The following is a 23,389-nucleotide window of genomic DNA, read 5'->3' as shown; positions in this document are numbered from 1 at the left end:
AAAAAGCTTGCTATCGGGATGTATAGGGAGATCTGTGGAGGACGTGTCCGAAGCGCGGCCGAAAAGCCGCCTAATCGAAACGCTTATGGTTTGGGGAACGGCGCGGGTCAGCGCGAGCGGCGGTTCTTGCGAAGCAGTTCCAACATGCCCTCCGGGATCGGCTCATCCAACACCGGATCATACAGCTTGCGCAGCTGATCGTTCACCCAGTGCTGAAAGCCCTCTTGCTCGGTGTCGTCCGCTTTCCCTGCCGGGCCGGAGTTCTCGCCACCTTGCGGCTTTCCCTTGCGTTGGACCTTCCTTTCGGCCGACGCGTTAATCTGCTTCTTCGCCACCTACCCCCTCCAACGAAGCCCCTGTGACGGTGCACTATGTGCCAGAAAGCTGGACATTGGGGAAATCCCCCGGAGAATCCCTACGTGGAATTTCATCTACAATTAGTTACCAGCCCCGTCATGGCATAGACCGTGTCACGCCCGTCCCCCAGAAACTCCACATGGGAAGCCCCATGCGGGAAACGTCATGGACAATGGCGCGAACAGGCTACACGTTTCAATACCGGACTTACAGATCTTGCTGGCCAGGGATCAAGTCTTTTCCAAGGTAAATTTCTATTGCCTCATGCCATCCGAGGCGTTCAGATGCCTCAAGCGTGTGGCTGCCACCCAAAGGAAGCGAGCATGACTGATCAATCGAAGGAAATCGTCGCCCAATTGCCCTATCTCCGCCGCTATGCGCGCGCCCTTACAGGGTCCCAAAAGCGCGGAGACCAGTGTGTTCGCATCTGCCTCGAAGCGATCCTTGCCGAGCCGTCGCAACTCTCCCCTCAGAAGGATCTGCGGCTCCAGCTGTTCAAAGTGTTTCATGACGCCTGGCGCGTGGTCAGCAGCGCGATCGGCGAGGTCGAGCCCTCCGGCAATGATGCGCGCCCGCAACTGGAACAGCGTCTCGCGGCGCTTCCGTCGGAGGAGCGGCAGATATTGCTTCTCGTATCGCTCGAGGGGTTCTCGATCGATCAGACGGCGCGAATTCTCAGCCTGGATGTGGCCGAGGTCGAGGCGAAGCTGAGTGCTGCGCGTGCCGACATAATGCGCCAGGCGCCGACCAAAGTGCTCATCATCGAGGACGAGCCCCTGATCGCGATGGATATCGCGCAGATCGTCCAGGATCTTGGGCATACGGTCTGTGGAACGGCCGCCCGGAAGGACGAGGCGCTTGCCGTTGCGAGGGAGAAGGGGCCCGGTCTGGTTCTCGCCGATATTCAGCTGAAGGAAGGCGACAGCGGCATCGAGGCGGTGCAGGAAATTCTGCAGTCCATCGATGTTCCGGTCATCTTCGTGACGGGCTTTCCCGAACGCCTCTTGACCGGCGAAGGGCTCGAACCGGCGTTCCTGGTGACGAAGCCCTTCGATGCCGAGACATTGAAGACGGCGATCGGACAGGCGCTCTCGGTGCAGTAGGCGCCGCCCGAACAGGGCGTCTTCGACCGGCGGACCTCCGCCCCTCCATCGGGAGAGGAGCTTAATCGACTAGGCGATGGGTGGCCCGGCGACGGGCCGTGCGACGTCGAAAGAAAGATTTTATCTCACCCAAACTTTCGTGCCGCTGCGGCGTTTCCTTCTCAGAGATGCGGACTCGGAGACGCGGCGCTTGTACGGAACATAGACACCGGCTCAACAAGGAAGAGGAAAAGACGATGGCTTTTGAACTCCCCCCATTGCCCTATGCGGAAAACGCGCTCGAGCCCGTGGTATCGGCGAAGACGATGCAGTTTCACCATGGCAAGCATCACAAGAAGTATGTCGACACCCTCAACGAGCTGGTCTCCGGCACGCCGCTGGAGAAGAAGGGCCTGGAGGAGCTTATCCAGGACTCCTTCGATGACGAGGGGAAGCGGAAGATCTTCAACAATGCGGGGCAGGTCTGGAACCACAACTTCTTCTGGAACAGCATGAGCCCCAAGGGCGGCGGCACCCCCACCGGCGAACTCGCGCGTCGCATCGATCAGGATTTCGGTGGCTTCGATCAGTTCAAGAAGGCGTTTGCCGACGTCGCGACGACACAGTTCGGCAGCGGCTGGGCTTGGCTGGTCCTAGAGAACAACGGGCGCTTGAAGGTGCTCAGCACGCCGAACGCCGTGCCGCCGATGGTCTATGGCCACAAGGCCGTGCTCACCTGCGACGTTTGGGAGCATGCCTACTATCTGGATTACCAGAACCGGCGTCCCGATTTCGTCCAGGCATTCCTGGACAAGCTGGTGAACTGGGACTTCGCTGCCGAGCAGTTGTAGGCTCAGTCCGACAGGAGTCCTCCCCTATCCGGGGAGGACTCGAATGCCATTCGGGTGACGCCGCCCTACCGCGCCTTGCGGAGTTCCGAGATCACGCCGACGCGGTTATCGGATTGGCCAATGTCGGGTCGGGCCATGTCGGGCCGGGCGATGTCAGATAGCCCGACCGCCCGCCGCTCCGGCACGAGATGATAGATCCGTCGGGGCTGGCGGGCCGCGAACAGGGCGCGGAGGAAGCTGTCGCGCCAATGTCCGATGTCCTCGCGGCACAAGGAGGCCATCATCGGCCGCCAGCGCGCACGGCGCTCCGCCACGGGCATGGCCAGGGCCGAGTGCAGTACCTTCGCGACACTCTGGATATCATAGGGGTTGACGATCAGCGCTCCGAGGAGCTGCTCGGCGGCGCCGGCGAATTGCGACAGCACAAGAACGCCGGGATTCTCGGGGTCCTGCGATGCGACATATTCCTTCGCGACAAGGTTCATGCCGTCGCGTAGCGGTGTGACCAGGCCGATCTCGCTGTTGCGATAGAGTCCCGTGAGCTGCTTCTGCCCGAACGATCGGTTGATGTAGTGGATCGGCGTCCAATCGAGCTCGGCGAAACGCCCGTTGATGCCGCCGGCGATCTTCTCGAGCTCCGCCCGAATGCCGAGATACTCCGGAACATGCTCGCGAGACGGGGCGGCGACCTGTGTCAGGCAGACTCGGCCGTGATACTCCGGATGGGTTTCTATCAGCGCCTCGAACGCCCGGAACCGCTCCACCAGACCCTTGGTATAGTCGAGCCGATCGACGCCGATGATCTGTCGATGGCGCCGGGCATGCTCGGACGGCCGCGGCTCTTGCGGCTCGGCATTGCCGGCCATTGCGGCGAACTTGTCGGCATCGATCCCGATCGGAAAGGCGTTTGCGACCAAGGTTCGCCCGAATACCTGAAGATTTCCGTCACCGTCGATCGCGCCATGCATCTCGCGTTGCATGAAGTCCCGGAAGTTCTGCAGGTCCCGCCGGGTCTGGAAGCCGATCAGATCATAGGCGCAGAGCGCCTTCGCCAGCTCTCGATGCCAGGGCAGCGCCATCATCACTTCCGGTGAGGGGAAGGGAATATGGAGGTAGAAGCCAAGCGGGTTGTCGAGTCCCGCCCGACGGAGTTCCTCGCCCAGCGGGATCAGATGATAGTCATGCACCCAGACGGCATCGTCCGGCGTGAGCAGGGGGGTCAGCCGCGCCGCGAAAAGGGCGTTCACCTGCTGATAGGACTGGAAGAAGGCAGCGTCGAACGACGTCAGATCCAGTCTGCTATGCAGCAGCGGCCACAGGGTCCGGTTGGCGAAGCCGTTGTAGTACCCTTCATAGTCCGGCCGCGCCAAGTCCAGCGTGGCGAGCGTGAAGCGATCGCATTGCGTGACGGTAGGCGCGGGCGCCGGAGGCTCGACGACCTTGCCGCTCCAGCCGAACCAAAGCCCACCGGTTTCATTGAGTGCCGCCTGCAAGGCCACCGCAAGCCCGCCTGCCTCCGACTTGGCCGGCGAGGTGGACGGGACCCTGTTGGAAACGACGACCAGACGGCTCATCGCACCGCTCCCGTTCGCGGGCGGGCCGACACGTCTTGCCGCGCCTCTTCCGCGGGTTCCGCGATGATTCGCCTGCGGGTCGGGCCGATATCCGAAATTATATGAGGGGTATCGTGTTCAGCACAGCAACCATGTCGGACCGACATCCAAATCCACCCAGGTCGAATTTGCGCCGGTTGCGGCTGACGATCGCACCGACTTCCTATTCAACGTGAACGGGGCCAACTAGTTCCGAGACAACGCGGATTTTGAGCGAGGTCGGTCCCGGAAATGCCACGACCGGCAGTCACGAAGCGGCGCCTGGCCGACGGGCGGGGAACCTAAGTTCCGTCCCGACGTTAAGATCGTTGGGCCGGGGGCATCACGAATATTGGAACGGTATCGAGCTTAGGATGAGCACGAAAGAGGCGTTCGAGCGAAAGATTGAAGCGCAGTTGAAGCAGATGTCGATCGAAATACAGCGTTTGCTCGATTGGGTCGACGAAGCCGAGGCCGATTTGGGAGGCGAGATCAACCGTGCCATTGAGGAGATCTGTGGCCGTTGGACCGACGCCGAACGAGAGTGGAACCGCATCCGCACGGCGGGAGAGGAGGGGTGGGAGCACCTGCAACACCGCATCGAGGCCGCGTTGCGCGATCTGAGGTTGGCGATCGAGCCCATGACGGCTCAACTCGAGCGGTTTGGCTCGGCAAAGGTGGTGTCCGTAGCAAATTCGCCGTAAGGCGTGCGTCAAGCCGGAGAGGAGAGGGAGTAGCAGAGTCGCGATATTGTGACGAGGGCCGGTTGCGTCCTATGCCTGCCGATCCGAAAGTCGCCGGGTAGCGCGACGGATATGGAGAGCGGCCTTTTCGCTGATCTTTGGAATGTCCGAACACCGTTCGAGACGGTCTGTCTGCGTCTCGGAGCGGCGCTCCTCTTCGGCACCGTCTTTGGGCTCGACCGCGAGTTGCGCCGGAAGGCTGCCGGCCTGCGCACCCATATGCTGGTATGTCTCGCCGCCGCTACCTTCACGCTCCTGACCTTCGAGCTGGTCTATCAGCTCAACGATCCCGATCTGTCCGATAGCGTGCGGGCCGATCCCATCCGAATCGTCGAGGCCGTTATTTCCGGGATCGCGTTCCTTGGTGCCGGCACCATCATCCAGGCGCGCGGCAGCATCAGGGGGATAACGACCGGCGCCAGCATGTGGCTGGTCGGCGCCATCGGCCTGGCCTGCGGTGCGGGGCTCTTCGGCATCGCGCTCATCGCGCTCGTTCTCGGCCTCGGTGTCCTCACCATCATCGGATGGCTGGAGAAACGCCTTATCGAGGACGGCCGGCATGCCGGGTCCTCGAAAGAGGACTGAGCCGTTCAAGCCTCGACCGACAAATCGAGGTCGGTGAGCAGCCTTTCCTTCCAAAGCTGGAATGCGGCGTCGGTGCGTCGCCGAGGCCGCGGAAGATCCACCGTATATTCCTGATGGATGCGGCCGGGATGGCCGCGCATGACGATGATCCGGTCGCTGAGGACGAGCGCCTCGTCGATATCGTGCGTGACGAAGAGCATCGTCGGCCGGTCGAATTCCCAGGTCTGCAGCAGGTGGTCCTGAAGCTTCAGCCGCGTGAAGGCGTCGAGCGCGCTGAACGGCTCGTCGAGCAGCAGGATCGACGGTCGCGTCACGAGCGCCCGGGCAATGGCGACCCGCTGGGCCATTCCGCCGGAGAGCTGCCGCGGCAGAGCCTCGGCGAACCCCGTCAGCCCGACCTTGGCCAGTGCAGCGGTGGCCAGCTCGTCCTTCACGGGTCTGGGCTGGTCCTCGATGCCGAACTTCACATTGTCAGCGACGCTCAGCCACGGCATCAGTCGCGGCTCCTGGAAGACAATGCCGATTTCCGGTCGCGGCGCCGCGACCGGCTCGTCGTCGATGAGTACCGAGCCGCTGGTCGGAAAGTCCAGGCCGCCGACGATCCGCAGCAGGGTGCTCTTGCCGCAGCCGCTGGTCCCGACCAGGCTGACGATCTCACTCTGGCCAACTGTCAAGGTGACGGTCTCGAGCGCCTTTACGCCGCTGTCGAAGCGCTTGGAGAGGTCATCGATCCGCAGCATCTGCGCTCGCTCTCGTATGATTGCTGCTGAACGAGTCCTGCCAGGTCAGGAACCGCTCGCCGACTGTGGCGAGAAGCAGATCCGTCAGCTTTCCGAAGATCGCGAACAGGGCGATGCTGCCGATGATGATCTGCGGTCGCCCGGTCATCTGCCCGTCGACGAGCAGGAATCCGAGGCCCTTGCTGGCCCCCATATATTCCGCGGCGACGACGAACATCCAGCCGAGACCCAGCCCGCTGCGGAGGCCGACGATATAGGTCGGCAGGGTCGCGGGAAGCAGGACGCGGCGGACCAGCTGAAGCCCGCTCAGCCGGTAAACGCGGCCGACCTCGACCAGCTTGCGATCGACGTTCTGTATGCCGCTCATCAGGTTCAGGTAGACCGGGAAGAAGACGCCCGTCGCGATCAGCGTCACCTTCGATGCCTCATAGATGCCGAGCCACAGAATGAACAGCGGCACCCAGGCGATGGACGGAATGTTCCGAAGCGACTGCAATAGTGGATCGAGCAGCTCGCGCGCCGTTCTCGAATAGCCGGTGGCCGCGCCGAGCAGTGTCGCGGCTGCGCCGCCGATCAGGAATCCCAGGGCCACGCGGTAGAGGGTGATCGCGATATGTTCGAGCAGTTCGCCGGTGACGGCGAGATCGGCGATCGCCCCGAGCACCTTAGAGGGGGCGGGCAGCAGGTTCGGGGCGAAGACGCCGAAACGCGACAGCGCCTCCCAGAGAACCAGCAGCAGCACCGGCAGAAGGAGGCCCTTCCCGCGGCCGAGCGCCGGCCGGTTCCGCCCGCCTCGCCCCCCGCCTCGAACAAGACGGGGGGCATTCGCATCGGACTGCGACGGGGCAAGCGCGGTCATTGCAGAGCCGCCTGCGCTTCGAGGACGTTCTCGATATAGCGGGGATCGAGCAGCTCATCGACGCGGGCCGCAATGCTCTCGTCCTCGTCGATGATGCCGCTTGCCTGAAGGACGACGCCGGCCGCTGCGATCGACTCGCGATGCGCGGCGCCGGGCACCGGATTGCTCAGATCGGTCCGCTCCGTCAGTTGCTTTTCCGCGACGTCGTCGGAGATCTTCGCCGCTGCGACGAGCGCCTGCTTCAGCTCCGCCGGATGCTCGATGGACCATTTGCGGGCGTACTCGTAGACCGCCAGGACACGCTCGACGAGCTCGGGATGTTCTTCGGCGAACTCCTCGCGCACATTGAGGACGCCGTAGGTGTTCAGGCTGGCGTCGCGAAAGAACAGCCGTGCGCCGCCATTCAGCTCCGCCTGCGCCATATGCGGGTCCAGCCCCGCCCAGGCGTCGACATCGCCGTTCATCAGGGCGGTCTTGCCGTCCGGATGTTGCAGCAGCACGGACTCGATATCCCGCTCCGTCAGGCCGAACCGATCGAGCGCGCGCAGCAGGAAGATGTAGGGATCGGTGCCCCGGGTCACGGCGACCCGCTTACCCTTGAGGTCCTTGACCGTCCCGATGCCGGTGTCGGCGCGGGTCACCAGGGCCGTCCATTCCGGCCGGGAATAGACATAGACCGCCTTGATAGGATTGCCGTAGATCTTGCCGAGGAGCGCCGCGGCGCCGGCCGTCGAGCCGAAATCGACGCTGCTGCTATTGAGCAGTTCGAGGGCCTTGTTGCTGCCCAGGCTCAATACCCACTCGATCTCGATGCCGTCGGCGGCGAATTCCTCTTCCAGCCATCCCTGGTCCTTCAGAACCAGGCTGACGGGATTGTAATAGGCGTAGTCGATCCGGATCGTCTCCGGCTGTTCGGCTGCCGCGTCCATGCCGGGGGCGAGCAGGGCAACGACTGCCGCGAAGGTCACGCTAAAGCCAAGTTTTCTAAGGGATCCAAGGGTCATTCGAGACATCTCCATCCAGTGGCGGAAGCCATCCAGAGGCCATCTCCGCCGATCCAAATTGACGTGACAGCGGACCTCTTCGTCACCTGCTAGCCTCTGAAGAGGACTGGACGAGACGAAAAAATCCGCCGCAGCTATCGCTGGGCGGACACCCGACGCTTTAGCTGCATTTATTAAGCGCCCGCAAGCTGAGGCTCAAATCGGCGCTGGAGATAACGCTAATTCACTTCAGATCTGCTGTCAATCTCAAAAAAATGCATGTATATAATGTAAAATAATGTGATTCACCCTTCCGGATTATGTGATAGGGTCCAGCCGGATTGGCAGGAGGTCATAATAATGGATTCCGAAGAACTCCGCGCACTTCAGGCGCCGTTGAAGGCACGCTACCGGGAAGAGCCGGAGGCGGCGCGTATCACCCTGCGGGCCAGCGGAGAACTCGGCGCCGAATCCCTGACCTGTAAGGTCGAGACCGGGCGCGCGATCGTCGAGGCGGGTCTCCATCCGGCCACCGGCGGCGAGGGGCTTTCCGCCTGCTCGGGCGACATGCTGCTCGAAGCGCTGGTCGCCTGCGCCGGCGTCACCCTGCGGGCGGTGGCGACCGCCCTTGAGGTGCCGGTGCGCGGCGGTACGGTGACGGCGGAAGGCGACCTCGATTTTCGCGGCACCCTGGGCGTCGATAAGGAAGCGCCTGTCGGGTTCGCGGATATCCGGCTGCGTTTCCAGCTCGACACCGATGCCGGACCGGAGCAGTTGGAAAAGCTTCTCAAGCTCACCGAGCGCTACTGCGTGGTCTACCAGACCCTGCGGAACGCACCGCACATGACGGCGCAGATCGGCTGATCCTTCTTCAATCTCAGCCGACGGCGACGCTGAGATACATCATCGTCACGAAGCCGACCAGCAGCCCGATGGTCGCATGCCCCTGGACGCCCTTGCGGTGGGTTTCAGGGATGATCTCGTGGCTGACGACAAACAGCATCGCGCCTGCGGCGGCGGCATAGCCCCACGGCAGCATCATCTGGGCGGCGCCCATCGCGGCGGCGGCGATCATGCCGCCGACCGGCTCGATGAGGCCGGTCATCAGCGCGAAGGTGAAGGCCCGACCCCGGCTGTATCCGTCCGCCAGCAACGCCGCCGCGACGACCAGCCCCTCCGGCATGTTCTGAAGGCCGATACCCAGCATCAGCGCCAAGCCGGTATCGAGATCCCCGCCGCCGAACCCTGCGCCGACCGCCAGCCCTTCGGGCAGGTTGTGAATGGCGACGGCGAAGACGAGCAGCCAGTGATGGCTGACCACCGCCGTTGCGGCGCCGTCGGGGCCGAGAATGAAGTGCTCGTGCGGAATGGTGTTGTGGGCCGCGAACAGCCCGCCGGCGCCGAGCAGGATGCCGGCTCCGATCATCAACGCGGCGTTGCCGCCCGCACCGACCAGCGCGCTCGCCGCATCGAGGCCCGGTAGAACGAGCGAGAAACTCGCCGCCGCCAGCATCACACCGGCCGCGAAGCCTAGAAGCGCACCCTCGCTTCGGGCCGAAGGTCGTGGCCAGGCAAGCACGGGTAAGGCCCCGACGGCAGTCGCCAGACCGGCGATCAGGCTGCCCAGCAGGGCCTGCTGAACCGGCGATAGAGCTGTGATCACATCATAGGGGAACGGCATGGCGGCGCTCGACTCTCTGACTTATCCAAAATTAATATTTAGAACTATTCTAATCTAGCGTGAGCAAAGACGAGCGGCAAGTTGCCGCAGCATCGCCACAGGGTAATCACCGTAGGGGCGCTGGCAGGATGGATGACGCTCTCTGCTGGAAATAGGGATCTCTACGCGCTGCGGGAACATGAACCGGCCGAGGCGAGTTTATGTGATTGGCGCTAATTTCCGCGTCAGCTTGCCCGATTCGCCGGGAGCCGAGCCTGACCGACAGGGTATCGGCGCTCGAATGGGAGCTGTATGCGCGGTGCCTTTCGGGGGCTTCCTCGAGCTTGGCTGACGCGAAAGAGGGCAATGAAGCGAACGCTCATAATCTTGGCCGTGTTGATTGCCCTCTTCGGTGCGGGAGCCTTCACCTTAGCCTGGTCCGGGATCTACAACGTCGCCGCGAGCACAGGTCATCTGGCCGTTACCCGCTGGTTCCTGGAGTTCGGCATGAGGAACTCTGTCGAAACCCATGCTCTCGGTATCGAGGTCCCGCCGCTCGACGACCCGTCCCTTTTCTATCGGGGGCTTGGACATTACCAAGGCGGCTGCGCACCATGCCATGGAGCGCCGGGCGAAGGGCGCAATCCGATCACGCGGCAGATGCTGCCGCCGCCGCCATATCTCGCCAACACGATCGAACATTGGAGCGCGGCCGAGCTGTTCTGGATCGTCAAGCACGGCATCAAATATGCCGGCATGCCCGCCTGGGTGGCGCAGCAGCGCGACGATGAGGTCTGGGCGGTCGTGGCGTTCCTGCAACGCCTGCCGGAGATGGAGCCGGAGGAGTACCGGCGCGTGTCGGAAAGCCAAGCGACGAGCCAGATCGAAGGGACACCCGAAGAGCGTGCCCGGCTCCTCGCTGTTGCCGGGTCGGCCGGGGAATCGCTGGTCGCCTGTGCGCGTTGCCATGGGCTGCGCGGGGCCGGCGGCGGCGAAGGCGGCTTTCCGAGGCTTGCGGGCCAGAGCTTCGAATATCTGCAGCATGCGCTCGAAAGCTATGCCGTGGGCTCCCGGCCGAGCGGGATCATGCAGCCGGTCGCGGCCGAGCTGAGCGAAGCGGAGCGGCGCAACATCGCGGAATACTACGCCGGGATCGAGGATGCGCCTTACCCTCCGAAACCGCAGGTCGCCGACCGGGAAACCCTGCAGCAGGGCGCTGCGCTCGTCGCAAACGGCGCGCCCGAGCAGGGCGTGCCGGCCTGCGTCACCTGCCATGGCCCATCCGCCGCCGTGGCGCCGGATCCGGTCTATCCATCGCTGGTGGGGCAGTATGCCGAGTATATCGCGCTGCAGCTCGAGCTCTGGAGGTCGGGCAAGCGCGGCGGCGGGTCTTACTCCGAGATCATGGCGACAATCGCCGAGCAGCTCACCGACGAGCAGATCCGCGCCGTCTCCCTCTATTACGCGTCCCTCCGGCCCGGCGAAGCACCGCAGGCGGCCGCCGAGAGCCTGGGCGAGAGGCTGGACGCGCCGTCCGTCGTTCCCGATGACCGGAACTGACTTCGGCCGCGCCCGCACAGTACTGGCGCCGGCGGCCTTCTTTCGGTTCGCCGTCGTTTTGTCGATCCTCACCGGCCTTTCGGGCTGCGACGAATCAGGGGAGTCGCCGCCGCAGCGGATGGTCGACGGTGATCCGGAACTCGGGGAGGCGGCGATCCTGCGCTATGACTGCGGCATCTGTCATGCGATCCCCGGCATCGACGGCGCCAACGGCACCGTCGGTCCGCCGCTGACGGATTTCGCGCATCGGGTCTACATCGCCGGCGTGGCGCCGAATCAGCCGGAATTCCTCACGCGCTGGATTCAAAATCCGCCGGCGATCGCACCGAACACGGCGATGCCGGACCTCGGCGTCAGTGACGAGGACGCCCGCCATATCGCCGCCTATCTCTATACGCTTCGCTGATGCGGCCGCGATGAAAGCCGATAAGCGTCACCCCATCACGAAAGCGGAATGCCCCTTCGGTTTCCGATGGCCGGTCGCGGCGTCGCTTGTGACGGCTTTTCTCCTGTTGACCGGCTGCGACGGCATTCAGGCGGCGCTGACGCCGAACAGCCCGGGCGCGGAGCGGATCGCCGAGATCGCCTGGATTCTGTTCATCGGTGCCGCGGTGATCTTCATCGCGGTCATGGCCTTGACCCTCTACGCGATGATCGCCCGGCCGGGACGCGGAGGATGGATCGGCAGCGGCGCGCTTATCATCGGCGGAGGCCTGATCTTCCCCGTCGTCACGCTGAGCGCGCTGCTCATCTATACGCTCGACGCGGCCGGCGTGATGACCGCGCCCGCCGAGGGGAACCCCCTCCGGATCGAGGTGATCGGCCACATGTGGTGGTGGGAGGTGCGCTATCTCGACGAAGACGGGAATGTCGCCTTTGTGAGCGCGAACGAGGTCCGCGTTCCGGTCGGACGGCCGGTCACGGCGGCCGTCTCCACCGCCGACGTGATCCACAGCTTCTGGGTGCCGAACCTCGCCGGGAAGATCGACATGATTCCCGGTCGGGTGAACGACGTGACATTTCAGGCGGAGGAGCCCGGCACCTTTCGCGGCCAATGCGCCGAATATTGCGGAGCGCAGCACGCGAAGATGGCGTTCTTTGTCGTTGCCGAGGAGCCGGAGCGGTTCGCGCGCTGGTTCGAGCACCAGAGCGGCCCGGCGCGGGAGCCGCAAACCCCCTTTATTACGCGCGGCCGGGACCTCTTCCTGTCCAGCGGCTGCGGTGCCTGCCACACCGTTCGGGGAACCCCGGCGGCTGGCCGGATCGGCCCCGACCTGACCCATGTCGGCAGCCGCGTCTCGATCGCGGCGGGCATTCTCGACAATCACATCGGGACACTCGAGGCCTGGATCGCCAACAGCCAGCGCATCAAGCCCGAGAACCGAATGCCGTCCTTCGATGTGTTCGAGGGCGAAGACCTGCGCGCGATCGCTGCCTATCTGGAGAGCCTGAAATGAAGCTGCCCAATCCCTTGCCCCGGCCGGCCGACGAGCTCGACCGTCTCGAGGCGGCGTGGCAGCAGCCGACGGGCTGGCGCATCATCAGCGCGGTCAACAACACCTATATCGGGCTCTTCTATATCGGCACGGCGGTTCTGTTCCTGATCCTCGCCGGAATTCTGGCGCTCCTGATGCGCACGCAGCTTGCGGTGCCCGAGAACGACTTCCTCGATCAGGGGACCTACAACCAGTTCTTCACCATGCACGGCACGATGATGATGTTCCTGTTCGCCGTGCCGGTGGTCGAGGCGATGGGCGTCTATCTGCTGCCGAACATGGTGGGCGCGCGCGACCTGCCGTTTCCGCGGCTCAGCGCCTACGCCTATTGGGCCTATGCCGTGGGCGGCATCGTGTTCTTCTGCAGCCTGTTCTTCGAGCTCGCCCCCGACGGCGGCTGGTTCATGTATCCGCCGCTGACCAGCTACATGTATTCGCCCGGGATCAACGCCGATTTCTGGCTCCTCGGCATCGGCTTCATCGAGATCTCCGCCATCGCCGGCGCGATCGAGATCGTGGTGGGCATCCTGCGCACGCGGGCGCCGGGCATGTCGCTCGACAAGCTGCCGGTCTATGGCTGGGCGATGCTGGTGTTCGCGGGCATGATCGTGTTCGGCTTTCCGGCCGTGATCGCCTGCACGATGCTCCTGGAGCTGGAGCGCGCCTTCCACTGGCCGTTCTTCATCGCCGAGCAGGGCGGCGACCCGCTGCTCTGGCAGCATCTGTTCTGGTTCTTCGGCCATCCCGAGGTCTACATCATCTTCCTTCCCGGCGCCGCGATGGTGTCGATGATCGTGCCGGCGATGGCGCAGGTGCCGCTGGCGGGCTATCGCTGGATCGTGCTGGCGCTGGTCGCCACCGGATTCCTGAGCTTCGGCCTGTGGGTGCATCACATGTTCACCACCGGCCTGCCTCAGCTCTCCTTGAGCTTCTTCTCCGCCGCCAGCATGGCCGTCGCAGTCCCCAGCGGCATCCAGGTCTTCGCCTGGATCGCCACGCTCGGCCGGGGGCGGCCGAAGCTTCACACGCCGATGCTGTTCATCCTCGGCTTCCTGTTCATCTTCGTGCTCGGCGGGCTGACTGGCGTCATGGTTGCGATCGTGCCGTTCGACTGGCAGGTGCACGACACCTACTTCGTCGTCGCCCATTTCCACTATGTGCTGATCGGCGGCATGGTGTTCCCGCTGTTCGCCGCCTTCTACTACTGGGCGCCGACCGCGAGCGACACGCAGCTGTCGGAGCGGCTCGGCCGTTGGGTCTTCGGGCTGATGTTCGTCGGCTTCAACCTCGCCTTCTTCCCGATGCACATCACCGGGCTGCTCGGCATGCCGCGCCGGGTCTATACCTATCCGGCGGAAATGGGCTGGGATACGCTGAACATGCTGTCGACGGCCGGCGCCTATGTGCTGGGGGCTGGCATTCTGCTGTTCCTCATCGACCTGATGCTGAATTTTCGGCCGACCGGGGCCGGCGGATCGGGCAATCCCTGGAAGGCCGGCACGCTGGAGTGGCTGCCCAGCGGCCTCTACCAGACCCGCAGCATTCCCATCATCACCAGTCGCGAACCCATCTGGGAGCAACCGAACCTCGCCGAGGACGTCGAGAGCGGGCGCTATTTTCTGCCCGGGACAGCGACCGGACAGCGTGAAACGATCATCACCAGTGCGGTCGACGCCCGTCCCCAATATCTGCTGATGATGCCCGGCCCGAGTTGGACCGCGATGCTGGCGGCGGTAGGCACGGCGGCGTTCTTCATGCTCCTCACGGTCAAGCTGCCGATCCCGGCGGTGATCTGCGGCGTGTTTGCGGTTGCGATGGTCGTCGCCTGGCTGTGGAGCACGGACCCGGGGCCGGCCTTCCCGCCGCAGGATGTCGGGGGCGGCATCACGCTGCCGGTCTACGTCACTGGTTCGACCTCCCATTCCTGGTGGGCGATGGTCGTTCTGCTGCTCGTCGACGGCTCGATCTTCGCCTCGCTGATCTTCGCCTACTTCTTTCTATGGACGGTCAACCCGGGCACATGGCCGCCGGAGGGCGTCGAGCTTTCCTCCCTGCTCTGGCCCGCCGCCGCCGCCGCATTGTTCGCCGCGAGCAGTGCGGCCATTGCCTATGCCAGCCGCGCGCTGGCGGCGGCGGAGCGGCGCGGCCAGTGGCCCATGCGCATCGCCCTGACGCTGGGCGTCCCGCTGATGATCGCCGCCCTGGCGATCGCGCTTTACGATCAGTGGCAGGCCGGGCTGCGGCCGTCAGAGCACGCCTACGGCGCGGCGATCTATGTGCTGCTCGGCTATCAGGGGTTTCACGTCGCGGTGTTGCTGCTGATGGCGGGCTACACGCTGGCGCGCTCGGTGTGCGGATTGCTCGATCCGGTGCGCCGGGCGACCTTCGACAACACCATGCTGCTGTGGCACTACATGGTGGGGCAGGGACTCGTCGCGCTCGCCGTCATTCATCTGTTCCCGCGGCTCGTGGAATAGGCCGGCGATGCGCACGCAGGGCTTCTCCGCACGCCTGGTCGAAATGTTCGCCGGCCCGCTGATCTGGGCCGCTCACTTCCTGTTCATCTACATCTTTCAGGCACTGGCCTGCGCCCGCGGTTTCGCCGACATCGACTTGTTCGGCGTCGGTATCGTGCCGCTGACCGTCGGCGTCGCTACGGTTGCCGCCGCGGTGGCGACCATATTTATGCTCCTCGTCGCGATGCGCGATCTCGGCGCGATCGGATCCGCCGCAGAGCGGGATGCGGAGCGCTTCATGAACTGGATGACGGCGGCGGGAGCCGGACTGTCGCTGGTCGCCGTTCTCTGGGACGGCCTGCCGGTGCTGCTGTTACCGCCCTGCCAGTGAAAGGATGAGTGAGGTCCACCGTCAGAAATGCCTTGAGCGGCCGACGGCAATCCGCTTCGCGTCGATGCGGCGCCCTTTCCGGTGAGGGGATCATGTCGGATTATCTGACCCTGCTCGCCATCGCCCTGCTTCCGGCAGGCGGAAACTTCGCCGGCGGCCTCCTGGCCGAAAGCCTGCGCGTGCCGCCTTGGGTTATCGGCGCGGCGCTGCACGCGGCGGCCGGCGTGGCCATTGCCGTGGTCAGTGTCGAGCTCATGCCGCGCGTGCTCGAGAGTCTTCCGACTTGGCTGCTGGTCGTGTCCTTCACCTGCGGAGCGGCGTTCTCGGTTCTGCTGGCGCGCGGCATCAAATGGGCGCGAAGCGGAGTGGGTGTCGGAGGGGCGGGTGCCTGGATGGTGTACTTGGCCGTCTCCGCCGACCTCCTCAGCGACGGGTTGATGATCGGAGCCGGCTCGGCCGTTTCCAGCGGCCTTGGCGTTCTCCTCGGCATCAGCCAGGTCATCGCCAACCTTCCCGGCGGATTTGCCACCATCGCGAACTTTCGCGAAAAACAGGTGCCGCGGCGATCGCGCTTGCTTACCACCGCGTCGTTCGCGCTGCCGGCCGTCCTCGGCGCCAGCGCGGGCTATTGGCTTCTGCGCGGCGCGAGCGACCGGTTCGAGCACGCGGCCCTGGCCTTCATCGTTGGCGTGCTTCTCCTCGCCACAGTGGAAGACATGGTCCCGCAGGCCGACGAGCCGGGCGCCGCGCGATGGATCTCGACGATTTCCTTTGCTGCGGGGTTCGCCTTTTTTGCGCTTTTCTCGGCCTATGTCGGCTAACTCGGGACCATGCCACTGGGCCAAGTCGGATAACGTGGCGGTATGCCGGTACTGCTGTTGCCGTTCTGCCGCTAGCGTGAGTCGGCCGTGCTGCATCCGGCACGAGGCGGCGTGCCTCTCGCCACCTCAGGAGTGACGATCCATGGATTTTCTGAATTTCAAGGGCTACTCCCTATGGATCAACATCGCGGTCTTCGTCGTCGCGGCAGCGGTCGTCTGGCTCGCTGGGGCGCGCTTGTCGCGATATGCCACTACGATCTCCGATCGGACCGGGATTGGGAAAGCGTTCATCGGTCTGGTGCTGCTCGGCGGAATCACGTCGCTGCCGGAGGTAGCCACCTCTATCACGGCATCGTGGAGCGGGAACGCGGCGCTCGCCGTCAACAACCTTCTTGGCGGCGTAGCAATGCAGGTCGCCGTTCTCGTCCTTGCCGATGCCGCGATCGGGCGGGACGCGCTGACCTCGGTCATCGCCCGACCCGGCGTACTTCTTCAAGGGGCGCTGGGCGTTCTCCTCCTCGTTCTCGTCATCGCCGGTATCACGGTCGGCGAGGTGCCGGTATTCGGTGTCGGCGGCTGGTCCGTCGGCATACTTGTCCTCTATTTCCTTTCCGTTTGGCTGATCGCGCAGTACGGCGCCCGCGAGACCTGGGCCGCCGCCGATCGTCGGGAAGCGCCCGGGCGGGCAGAGAAGCAAGGGAGCCGGAAACGGAAGGACGGCGAGCACCGGCAAGGCGAGAACGCCGATGACAGCGGTCGAGGCGCGGAGTCCCCGTCACTTGGGCGAACGGTGCTCAAGACCGTCATTGCCGGCCTCGCGATTCTGATCGCGGGGTTTCTGGTTGCCCGGACCGGTGACGCGATTGCGGCGAAGACGGGCCTCGGGTCGAGCTTCGTCGGCGCGGTGTTCGTTGCCATTGCGACCTCCCTTCCGGAAATCAGCACCGTTCTTTCGGCCATGCGTCTCAGGCAGTACGAAATGGCCATTTCCGACATCTTCGGCACAAACCTCTTCGACCTCGTGCTCATCTTCGTGGTGGATGTGGTCTATGTCGGCGGTCTGGTCCTGGACGAGGTCGGGCGGTTCTCGTCCTTTGCTGCGCTGCTCGGCATCGCCGTCACCACCATCTATATTGTCGGCCTGATCGAGCGCAAGGATCGAACCATGCTGCGGATGGGGGGCGATTCGGTCGCCGTGCTCGGCGTCTATATCGGCGGGCTTGTGATTCTCTACACCTTGCGGTGAGGCGAGCGGCCATGTGGCGGAAATGCCGTTCTATTGATATGCGATGGTTGAAGCTATCCATCCTCCTTGCGCTGCTCCCGTCGACCACCGCCCTGGCTCATGTCGATGCGCCGCCGGCGCCGCACGATCTCTGGTCCGCCTGGACGCTTGACCCATTCGTCACGCTGTCCTTGGCCTTCGTCGCCGTCCTCTATTCGATCGGCCTCTCTCGGCAGTGGCGGCGGGCGGGGACGGGACGCGGGCCGAAGCGCTGGCAGGCCGCCACCTTCCTCGGCGGGATGCTGGCGCTGGTCCTTGCCCTGGTTTGGCCGTTGGACGCCCTCGGCGAGGCGCTGTTCACCGCGCATATGGCGCAGCATGTCCTTCTGGTCGCCGTTGTGCCGCCCCTGATGGTCGTCGGCGCGCCGATGGCGCCGCTGATGCGGGGGTTGCCTGCGGCATGGCGGCGCCGACTCGTCGGCTGGGGACGGCAGGGGTGGTGGCGCGCTGCTTGGCGGCGGCTCAGCGCCCCGGGTGCGGCGGCGCTGCTCCATGGCATCGCGCTCTGGGCTTGGCATGCGCCCGCCGCCTTCCAAGCCGCCTTGGCGAACGAGGCGGTCCACATCGCCGAACATGCGAGTTTCCTGTTCACTGGACTGCTCTTCTGGTGGGCGATCGTGCGCTCCGGTCGCGTCCCGGAGCTGGGATTCGGCGTCGGCATCTTATGGATGCTCGTGACGGTGATCCATTCGGGCCTTCTGGGTGCGCTGATCACCTTCGCGCCGATGCCGCTCTATCCCGCCTATGCCAACCGCGCCGCGGCCTGGGGCCTCACGCTTCTCGAGGATCAACAACTCGCCGGGCTGGTCATGTGGGTGCCCGGCGGGATGATCTATCTGGTCGCGGGCGTGGCCCTGATGGCGGCGTGGCTCAAGGCGCTGGAGCGGCGCGCGCAGCGGGCGCCAGGACTACTTCGATGATGCGGCGGCGCGGATCTGGCTCAGGCTCGCGCGCGGTGTGATGGCCTCGGGATCGAGCTTCAGCTCGAGTAGCGCCGGTCGCCCGGCCTGCACCGCCCGTTCGAAGGCGGGAGCGAAGTCGGCCGTCGTCTCGACCGTCTCGCCATGCGCGCCGAAGGCGCGGGCATAGGCGGCGAAATCGGGATTGACCAGATCGGTGCCGCTGATTCGGCCGGGATAGTGGCGTTCCTGATGCATCCGGATCGTGCCGTACATGCCGTTGTTGATCACCAGGATGATGATATTGAGACCGTACTGCACGGCCGTCGCCAGCTCCTGTCCGTTCATCAGGAAGCAGCCGTCGCCGGCGAAGCTGATCACCGGCCGGTCGGGATGCACCGCCTTCGCCGCGACCGCAGCCGGCACGCCATAGCCCATTGCCCCGCTGGTCGGCGCGAGCTGCGTACGGAAATGCCGATACTGGTAGAAGCGATGCAGCCAGGTGGCGTAGTTGCCGGCGCCGTTGGTCAGGATCGCATCGGCCGGCAGCCGCTCGCGCAAATAGGCCATCACCTCGCCCATCTGCAGCGCCCCCGGATTCTGCGGATGTTGCAGATTGGCGAGATAATCGGCCCGCGCCGCCGCCGTCCACTCGGTCCAGGCCGCGGAGTCGACCGGCGGCAGGGCGCGCGCCGCCGCGGCGAACGCGGCCATGCCGGCATTGATCGGCAGGTCCGCCTGATAGACGCGGCCGAGCTCCTCCGCGCCGGCGTGGACGTGGACCAGAGTCTGCTTCGGCCGTGGCAGGTCGACCAGGGTGTAGCCGCTGGTCGTCATCTCGCCGAGCCGGGCGCCGACGACGAGCAGAAGGTCGGCGGCCTTGACCCGCTCGGCCAGTGGCGGATTGATGCCGATACCGACATCGCCGACGTAATTCTTACGGGTGTTGTCGAAGAGGTCCTGACAGCGGAAGGCCGCGCCGGTCGGCAGGTCGTTGGTCTCGGCGAAAGCCGTGATGTCGGCGACGGCATCGGCGCTCCAGCCGCCGCCGCCAAGGAGCATGAACGGCCGCTTCGCCGCGGCAAGCCGGCCGCGCATAGCGTCGAGGTCGGCCGCGCCCGGATGCGGCCGCACGGTCTTGTAGGGGCCGGCGTCGGCGACATCCACCCGCTCGGTCAGCATATCCTCGGGCAGAGCGATCACCACCGGACCCGGCCGGCCAGCCATGGCGCGATGGAAGGCTTGGCTCACCAGCTCCGGAATCCGCGCGGCATCGTCGATCTGCGCCACCCATTTCGCGAGCGGGCCGAACATCCGGCGGAAATCGACCTCCTGAAAGGCCTCGCGCTCGACCTGGTCGCGCGCCACCTGGCCGATGAACAGGATCATCGGCGTCGAGTCCTGAAAGGCGGTGTGGACGCCGATCGAGGCGTTGGTCGCCCCGGGTCCGCGCGTCACGAAGCAGATGCCGGGGCGGCCGATCAGCTTGCCATAGGCCTCCGCCATGTTGGCGGCGCCGCCCTCCTGTCGGCAGGCGACCAGGCGAATCGCGTCCCGCGCGTCATACAACGCGTCGAGCACCGCCAGATAGCTCTCCCCCGGGACGCAGAACGCCAGGTCGACCCCGTGGATCTTCAGGGCATCGACCAGAATCTGGCCGCCGGTCCGCAGGTTGGAGCCTTCGCGCATCGATCGTTCTCCCGCTGGCTAAAGGCGGATCGGGAACACCGCCCGAAAATGACATAGCGGATCGCCGTCACGCCCCGCAAGGCGGAAGCGGCCTCATGGACGCGGCCAGGCTCATCTGATATCACGATAGGTAACGTCGAACAGACTAGGTTCGGCCACCGCGCTATGCCAACCCTCAGGGAGGGTGCCATGTGGCGGTCGATGTCGCGCGCCGTTGCGCTGACCCTCGCCCTTGCCTTCAGCAACACTGCCGCCGCGCAGGCGGAGTTCGATGCGGCGGTCATGGCCTATCTCCGCGGCGAGCATTCCGTGGCCTTGGAGCAGTTCCTGGTGCTGGCTCAGCGCGGCGATCCCGTGGCGCAGTACTATCTCGGCCAGATGTACGAATACGGCCAGGGCGTTCGAAAGGACGATGCGGCGGCAATTCGCTGGTACCGGGCCGCTGCCGCGCAGGGCGACGAGAACGCAAGGGCGGCGCTGGCGCGGTTCGGCGAGGTCATGGCCGGTGGAGACCAGCGGCCGTCCGCGCTGAACCAGGCGATCGACGCATACAAGCGCGGCGAATACGCAACGGCGCGGGACAAGCTAAGCGACTTGGCGAACAAGGGCGACGCCGAGGCGCAATATCATCTCGGCCTGATCTATGAGCGGGGCGCGCCCGGAATCGCGCCGAACCAGCCGAGGGGGCTGCGCTGGCTTCGAAAGGCCGCGGAGCAGGGGCATGCCCAGGCCCAGTACCGTCTCGGCCGCGCTTACGAGCATGGCACGGGCGTGGAGCGGAATTATATCGAGGCGCGCCGCTGGTACGAGGCCGCGGCCGATCGAGGCAATGCCGACGCCCGTACCGCGGCCCGGCGGATCGCCGCGGCCGCGAGCCTCGAGACGGCCATTGCCGCTTACGAGGACGCGAATTACCAATCCGCTTTTTCGCAGTTCACCAAGCTCGCGCATCAAGGCGACGTTCGGGCGCAATTCTGGCTCGGCCTTCTCTACGACAAGGGCCGTGGGGTACCGCGGAATTATGTGACGGCTGCCAGATGGTACCGCTCCGCCGCAAGGCTCGGCGACGTCGAGGCGCAGTTCAACCTGGCGGTGCTGTACGATCTTGGCCTCGGCGTTTCGAGGAGTTTCGAGCAGGCCTATCGCTGGTATTCCGCGGCGCGGGCGCGCGGCCACCCCGGAGCCGATGCCGCGATCGATCGGATGTTCGTTCGGCGTTCGGGTGGCGATGTCGCCGCGCGGCCGGGCTTCGACGCAGCCATGGATGCCTATGAGCGCCGCGACTATGCCTGGGCGGCGGAGCAGTTTCGGACGCTGGCGCTCCAGGGCAATGTCGTGGCCCAGTCGTTCCTCGCCTCGATGTACGACCAGGGCCTCGGTGTGGCGACGGACAGCACCGCGGCGCGCCGCTGGTTCCGGGCCGCCGCCGAACAGGGCGATCCGACGGCGCAGCTCGCTTTGGCGCGGTCCCTCAGCCGTTATCAGCTGAGGGCGCCGCCGGACTACGCCGAAGCGGCTCGCTGGTATCGGGCCGCGGCCGAGCAGGGCAACCCTGAAGCCCAGATGGCACTCGGCCACGCCTATCGGGACGGCAAGGGGGTGAGGGCGAACGCGTCCGAGACACATCGCTGGTATGCGGCGGCCAGGAGGGCCCGGGCGGGCGTGGATCGGCTCGCCGGATTCTCCTGCGCCTCCGCTGCGGACTCGAAGACGCTCGCGCCCGTCTATGCCGCCTGCCGTCAGGGCGACTCTCGAACGGCGCTGAAGGCCCTGAAGACCCTGGCGCGTCGGGGCGACGCCGCGGCGCAGGCATGGCTGGGCTTCGCCCATTACACGGGTTGGGAGATTCCCGCGGAAAGGAATTTCCACGAAGGCGCCGCCTTGTATCGCGCGGCGGCGGACCGCGGTAACGCGACCGCCCTCTACAATCTCGGCGTCATTTACGAACATGGCATGGGCGTGGCCCCGAGCCGGGATACGGCGCGCCGATGGTATCAGGCCGCGGCCGGCCGGGGCGATCCCCGAGCCGCCGCCATGAGCTTGCTCCTCGCCGATCCATCGGGCTTCGCCGACCCGGAGGTTCGCGCCGCGCTTGCCGCCCTGGACAACGGCAATGTGGAGAAGGGGACCGCCGAACTGGCCGCTCTGGCCAATCAGGGCAACTCCGAGGCTCTGACCGTGATCGGGGCGATGTCCATGGCCGGCCGGTATGTTCCGCAGGACTTCGGTCGGGCGGCAGCCGCCTTCCGCGTCGCCGCCGAGCAGGGGCATGTCGAGGCCCAGTATTTCCTCGGTCTCATGAACGAGCAGGGCCTCGACGTCGAGCGGAATCCGACGGAGGCGCTCCGCTGGTACGAAGCCGCCGCCGATCAGGGATATGACGAGGCCGCCATCGCGCTCGAGCGGCTGGAGGAGTAGAGCGGCGCTCGGCTCACAAGTAGCGGTCGATAGACGGCCCTTTGACCGGGCAGACGCATTAACCCTCGGTGGTACCGGATTCTCAGGAAGAAATTCTATCGTTAAGCTTTACCGTCGGAATGGAGCAGGCGACGGTATCTCGACAGGTGGAACGCCGGAACTTCCAAGCCGGGATAGGGAGGTGCGGCGCCGGTGGCCGATCAGTGGATGCTGTCCGCCGTCCCCGGATAGGGCTTCTGCCAGTCGAGCAGGACGGTCACGACCTCGACCCAGAACGAGGCGGTGTCATCTTCCTTGTGAAGTCGCGTCCCGAGCTGTTGTCCAGGCACGAACGGTCGCCCCGGCTCCGTATCGCGCGACAAGGACCTTCGCGACATGCAGGGCCTCCGGTGTGATCTGATCCATAAAGCTTCACGGCCGGACGACCGCCGCTGCTTGGCCCGACGGAAGAAGATGACGGCGCCCAACGATGCGAACCGGTTTTCTCCGGTTCCTCGACGGGAGCGAAACCGTATGAGGCCCAGCCTATGCCGCCCGCGCCGCCGAGCGCCGTTTCTCGGAGTCCCTTCCGAGATCTCTGTGATTTTATTAACCGGAGTCTAGAGGGTTTTCAAGAGTATTTTATAGAATAAGGCAATCGTCGGGAATGACTGGCGATTGTTTCCCCGCCTGCAAAGTAAATTTCCCCATGATGTGATTTTATACTTATAGGGGGCGCAAAACAGGCGCGGTCGGTCGCCAGTAACGGAAGGTCGATCATGGAATGCCGTACCTTCGGCGTCGTACTGCGAAGGTGAATGCATCCTGTCGAAAAAATGCAGGAGCTGGAAAGCGTGCAATACAACGTACAGTTACTGTGCGCATGGATAAGGCAACTTATGGTAACGACGCTTGTTCTAGGCCCATGCGGTTTGCGACACCG

At 65.0% G+C, this 23,389-nt stretch carries 22 protein-coding genes; 14 read left to right on the top strand and 8 right to left on the bottom strand.

Annotated features, from left to right (window positions below):
- Nucleotides 1-107 precede the first annotated feature (107 nt).
- Nucleotides 108-335, bottom strand: coding sequence for a NepR family anti-sigma factor (locus tag DT069_RS05335; RefSeq protein ID WP_119459233.1), 228 nt, complete (start codon nt 333-335; stop codon nt 108-110).
- Between the two features lie 345 nt (nt 336-680).
- On the opposite strand from DT069_RS05335, the gene DT069_RS05330 reads away from it, so the two are divergent.
- A complete protein-coding gene (locus tag DT069_RS05330; protein WP_119459232.1) occupies nt 681-1,460 on the top strand; it encodes a response regulator in 780 nt (259 codons plus the stop codon).
- A gap of 236 nt (nt 1,461-1,696) precedes the next feature.
- Complete coding sequence (locus DT069_RS05325) at nt 1,697-2,290, top strand: superoxide dismutase (protein ID WP_119459231.1); 594 nt, start codon at nt 1,697-1,699, stop codon at nt 2,288-2,290.
- Nucleotides 2,291-2,355: 65 nt separating this feature from the next.
- On the opposite strand, the gene otsA is transcribed toward DT069_RS05325, so the two are convergent.
- Nucleotides 2,356-3,864 carry an alpha,alpha-trehalose-phosphate synthase (UDP-forming) gene (gene otsA, locus DT069_RS05320; protein ID WP_119459230.1) on the bottom strand — a complete coding sequence of 503 codons (1,509 nt, stop codon included), beginning with the start codon at nt 3,862-3,864 and terminating at the stop codon, nt 2,356-2,358.
- A gap of 392 nt (nt 3,865-4,256) precedes the next feature.
- Between otsA and DT069_RS05315 the strand changes: the two genes are divergently transcribed.
- Both DT069_RS05315 and DT069_RS05310 read left to right on the top strand, forming a co-directional pair.
- Nucleotides 4,257-4,586, top strand: coding sequence for a sll1863 family stress response protein (locus DT069_RS05315; RefSeq protein WP_119459229.1), 330 nt, complete (start codon nt 4,257-4,259; stop codon nt 4,584-4,586).
- Between the two features lie 111 nt (nt 4,587-4,697).
- Nucleotides 4,698-5,210 carry an MgtC/SapB family protein gene (locus tag DT069_RS05310; RefSeq protein WP_119459228.1) on the top strand — a complete coding sequence of 171 codons (513 nt, stop codon included), beginning with the start codon at nt 4,698-4,700 and terminating at the stop codon, nt 5,208-5,210.
- 5 nt (nt 5,211-5,215) lie between these two features.
- Here the strand turns inward: DT069_RS05310 and DT069_RS05305 are convergent, their stop codons facing one another.
- The 3 genes from DT069_RS05305 to DT069_RS05295 are packed head-to-tail and all read right to left on the bottom strand — an operon-like array spanning nt 5,216 to nt 7,813.
- Nucleotides 5,216-5,950 (bottom strand): ABC transporter ATP-binding protein, encoded by a 735-nt coding sequence (locus DT069_RS05305; RefSeq protein WP_119459227.1) that lies wholly within the window; start codon nt 5,948-5,950, stop codon nt 5,216-5,218.
- Nucleotides 5,934-6,809, bottom strand: coding sequence for an ABC transporter permease (locus DT069_RS05300; RefSeq protein WP_119459226.1), 876 nt, complete (start codon nt 6,807-6,809; stop codon nt 5,934-5,936). The genes DT069_RS05305 and DT069_RS05300 overlap by 17 nt, the downstream gene beginning before the upstream one ends.
- On the bottom strand, nt 6,806-7,813 hold the full coding sequence (locus DT069_RS05295; protein WP_425450023.1) for an aliphatic sulfonate ABC transporter substrate-binding protein: 1,008 nt from the start codon (nt 7,811-7,813) through the stop codon (nt 6,806-6,808). Before DT069_RS05295 ends, DT069_RS05300 begins: the two co-directional genes overlap by 4 nt.
- Nucleotides 7,814-8,152: 339 nt before the next feature.
- Between DT069_RS05295 and DT069_RS05290 the strand changes: the two genes are divergently transcribed.
- The gene (locus DT069_RS05290) at nt 8,153-8,656 is read left to right on the top strand and encodes an OsmC family protein (protein WP_119459224.1); all 504 of its coding nucleotides are present in this window, start codon (nt 8,153-8,155) and stop codon (nt 8,654-8,656) included.
- A gap of 13 nt (nt 8,657-8,669) precedes the next feature.
- On the opposite strand, the gene DT069_RS05285 is transcribed toward DT069_RS05290, so the two are convergent.
- Nucleotides 8,670-9,473: a ZIP family metal transporter gene (locus DT069_RS05285; protein ID WP_119459223.1), complete on the bottom strand. Its 804-nt coding sequence runs from the start codon at nt 9,471-9,473 to the stop codon at nt 8,670-8,672.
- Nucleotides 9,474-9,818: 345 nt separating this feature from the next.
- On the opposite strand from DT069_RS05285, the gene DT069_RS05280 reads away from it, so the two are divergent.
- From DT069_RS05280 to DT069_RS05245, 8 genes are all read left to right on the top strand, one after another.
- Nucleotides 9,819-11,012 (top strand): c-type cytochrome, encoded by a 1,194-nt coding sequence (locus tag DT069_RS05280; RefSeq protein WP_119459222.1) that lies wholly within the window; start codon nt 9,819-9,821, stop codon nt 11,010-11,012.
- Nucleotides 10,999-11,418 (top strand): c-type cytochrome, encoded by a 420-nt coding sequence (locus DT069_RS05275; protein ID WP_425450022.1) that lies wholly within the window; start codon nt 10,999-11,001, stop codon nt 11,416-11,418. The genes DT069_RS05280 and DT069_RS05275 overlap by 14 nt, the downstream gene beginning before the upstream one ends.
- Nucleotides 11,419-11,428: 10 nt before the next feature.
- Nucleotides 11,429-12,469: a cytochrome c oxidase subunit II gene (gene coxB, locus DT069_RS05270; RefSeq protein ID WP_119459221.1), complete on the top strand. Its 1,041-nt coding sequence runs from the start codon at nt 11,429-11,431 to the stop codon at nt 12,467-12,469.
- Nucleotides 12,466-14,985, top strand: coding sequence for a cytochrome c oxidase subunit I (gene ctaD, locus DT069_RS05265; RefSeq protein ID WP_119459220.1), 2,520 nt, complete (start codon nt 12,466-12,468; stop codon nt 14,983-14,985). Before coxB ends, ctaD begins: the two co-directional genes overlap by 4 nt.
- Before the next feature lie 7 nt (nt 14,986-14,992).
- Nucleotides 14,993-15,355, top strand: coding sequence for a hypothetical protein (locus DT069_RS05260; RefSeq protein ID WP_119459219.1), 363 nt, complete (start codon nt 14,993-14,995; stop codon nt 15,353-15,355).
- A 92-nt stretch (nt 15,356-15,447) separates the two neighbouring features.
- The gene (locus tag DT069_RS05255; protein WP_425450021.1) at nt 15,448-16,176 is read left to right on the top strand and encodes a ZIP family metal transporter; all 729 of its coding nucleotides are present in this window, start codon (nt 15,448-15,450) and stop codon (nt 16,174-16,176) included.
- Nucleotides 16,177-16,318: 142 nt separating this feature from the next.
- Nucleotides 16,319-17,422 carry a sodium:calcium antiporter gene (locus DT069_RS05250; protein ID WP_119459218.1) on the top strand — a complete coding sequence of 368 codons (1,104 nt, stop codon included), beginning with the start codon at nt 16,319-16,321 and terminating at the stop codon, nt 17,420-17,422.
- A 47-nt stretch (nt 17,423-17,469) separates the two neighbouring features.
- Entirely contained in the window at nt 17,470-18,381 is a 912-nt protein-coding gene (locus tag DT069_RS05245) for a cytochrome c oxidase assembly protein (RefSeq protein ID WP_425450020.1), read from the top strand.
- On the opposite strand, the gene DT069_RS05240 is transcribed toward DT069_RS05245, so the two are convergent.
- Nucleotides 18,370-20,049: a thiamine pyrophosphate-binding protein gene (locus DT069_RS05240; protein ID WP_119459216.1), complete on the bottom strand. Its 1,680-nt coding sequence runs from the start codon at nt 20,047-20,049 to the stop codon at nt 18,370-18,372. The genes DT069_RS05245 and DT069_RS05240 overlap by 12 nt on opposite strands.
- Nucleotides 20,050-20,238: 189 nt before the next feature.
- On the opposite strand from DT069_RS05240, the gene DT069_RS05235 reads away from it, so the two are divergent.
- Nucleotides 20,239-22,467 carry an SEL1-like repeat protein gene (locus tag DT069_RS05235; RefSeq protein ID WP_162912988.1) on the top strand — a complete coding sequence of 743 codons (2,229 nt, stop codon included), beginning with the start codon at nt 20,239-20,241 and terminating at the stop codon, nt 22,465-22,467.
- Nucleotides 22,468-22,667: 200 nt separating this feature from the next.
- Here DT069_RS05235 and DT069_RS24545 read toward each other — a convergent pair whose 3' ends face one another.
- On the bottom strand, nt 22,668-22,844 hold the full coding sequence (locus DT069_RS24545; protein WP_162912987.1) for a hypothetical protein: 177 nt from the start codon (nt 22,842-22,844) through the stop codon (nt 22,668-22,670).
- Nucleotides 22,845-23,389 lie beyond the last annotated feature (545 nt).

The organism is Virgifigura deserti (assembly GCA_003576685.1).
Classification (GTDB): Bacteria; Pseudomonadota; Alphaproteobacteria; order Dongiales; family Dongiaceae; genus Virgifigura; species Virgifigura deserti.
This window is presented reverse-complemented; position numbering and strand designations above follow the sequence as displayed.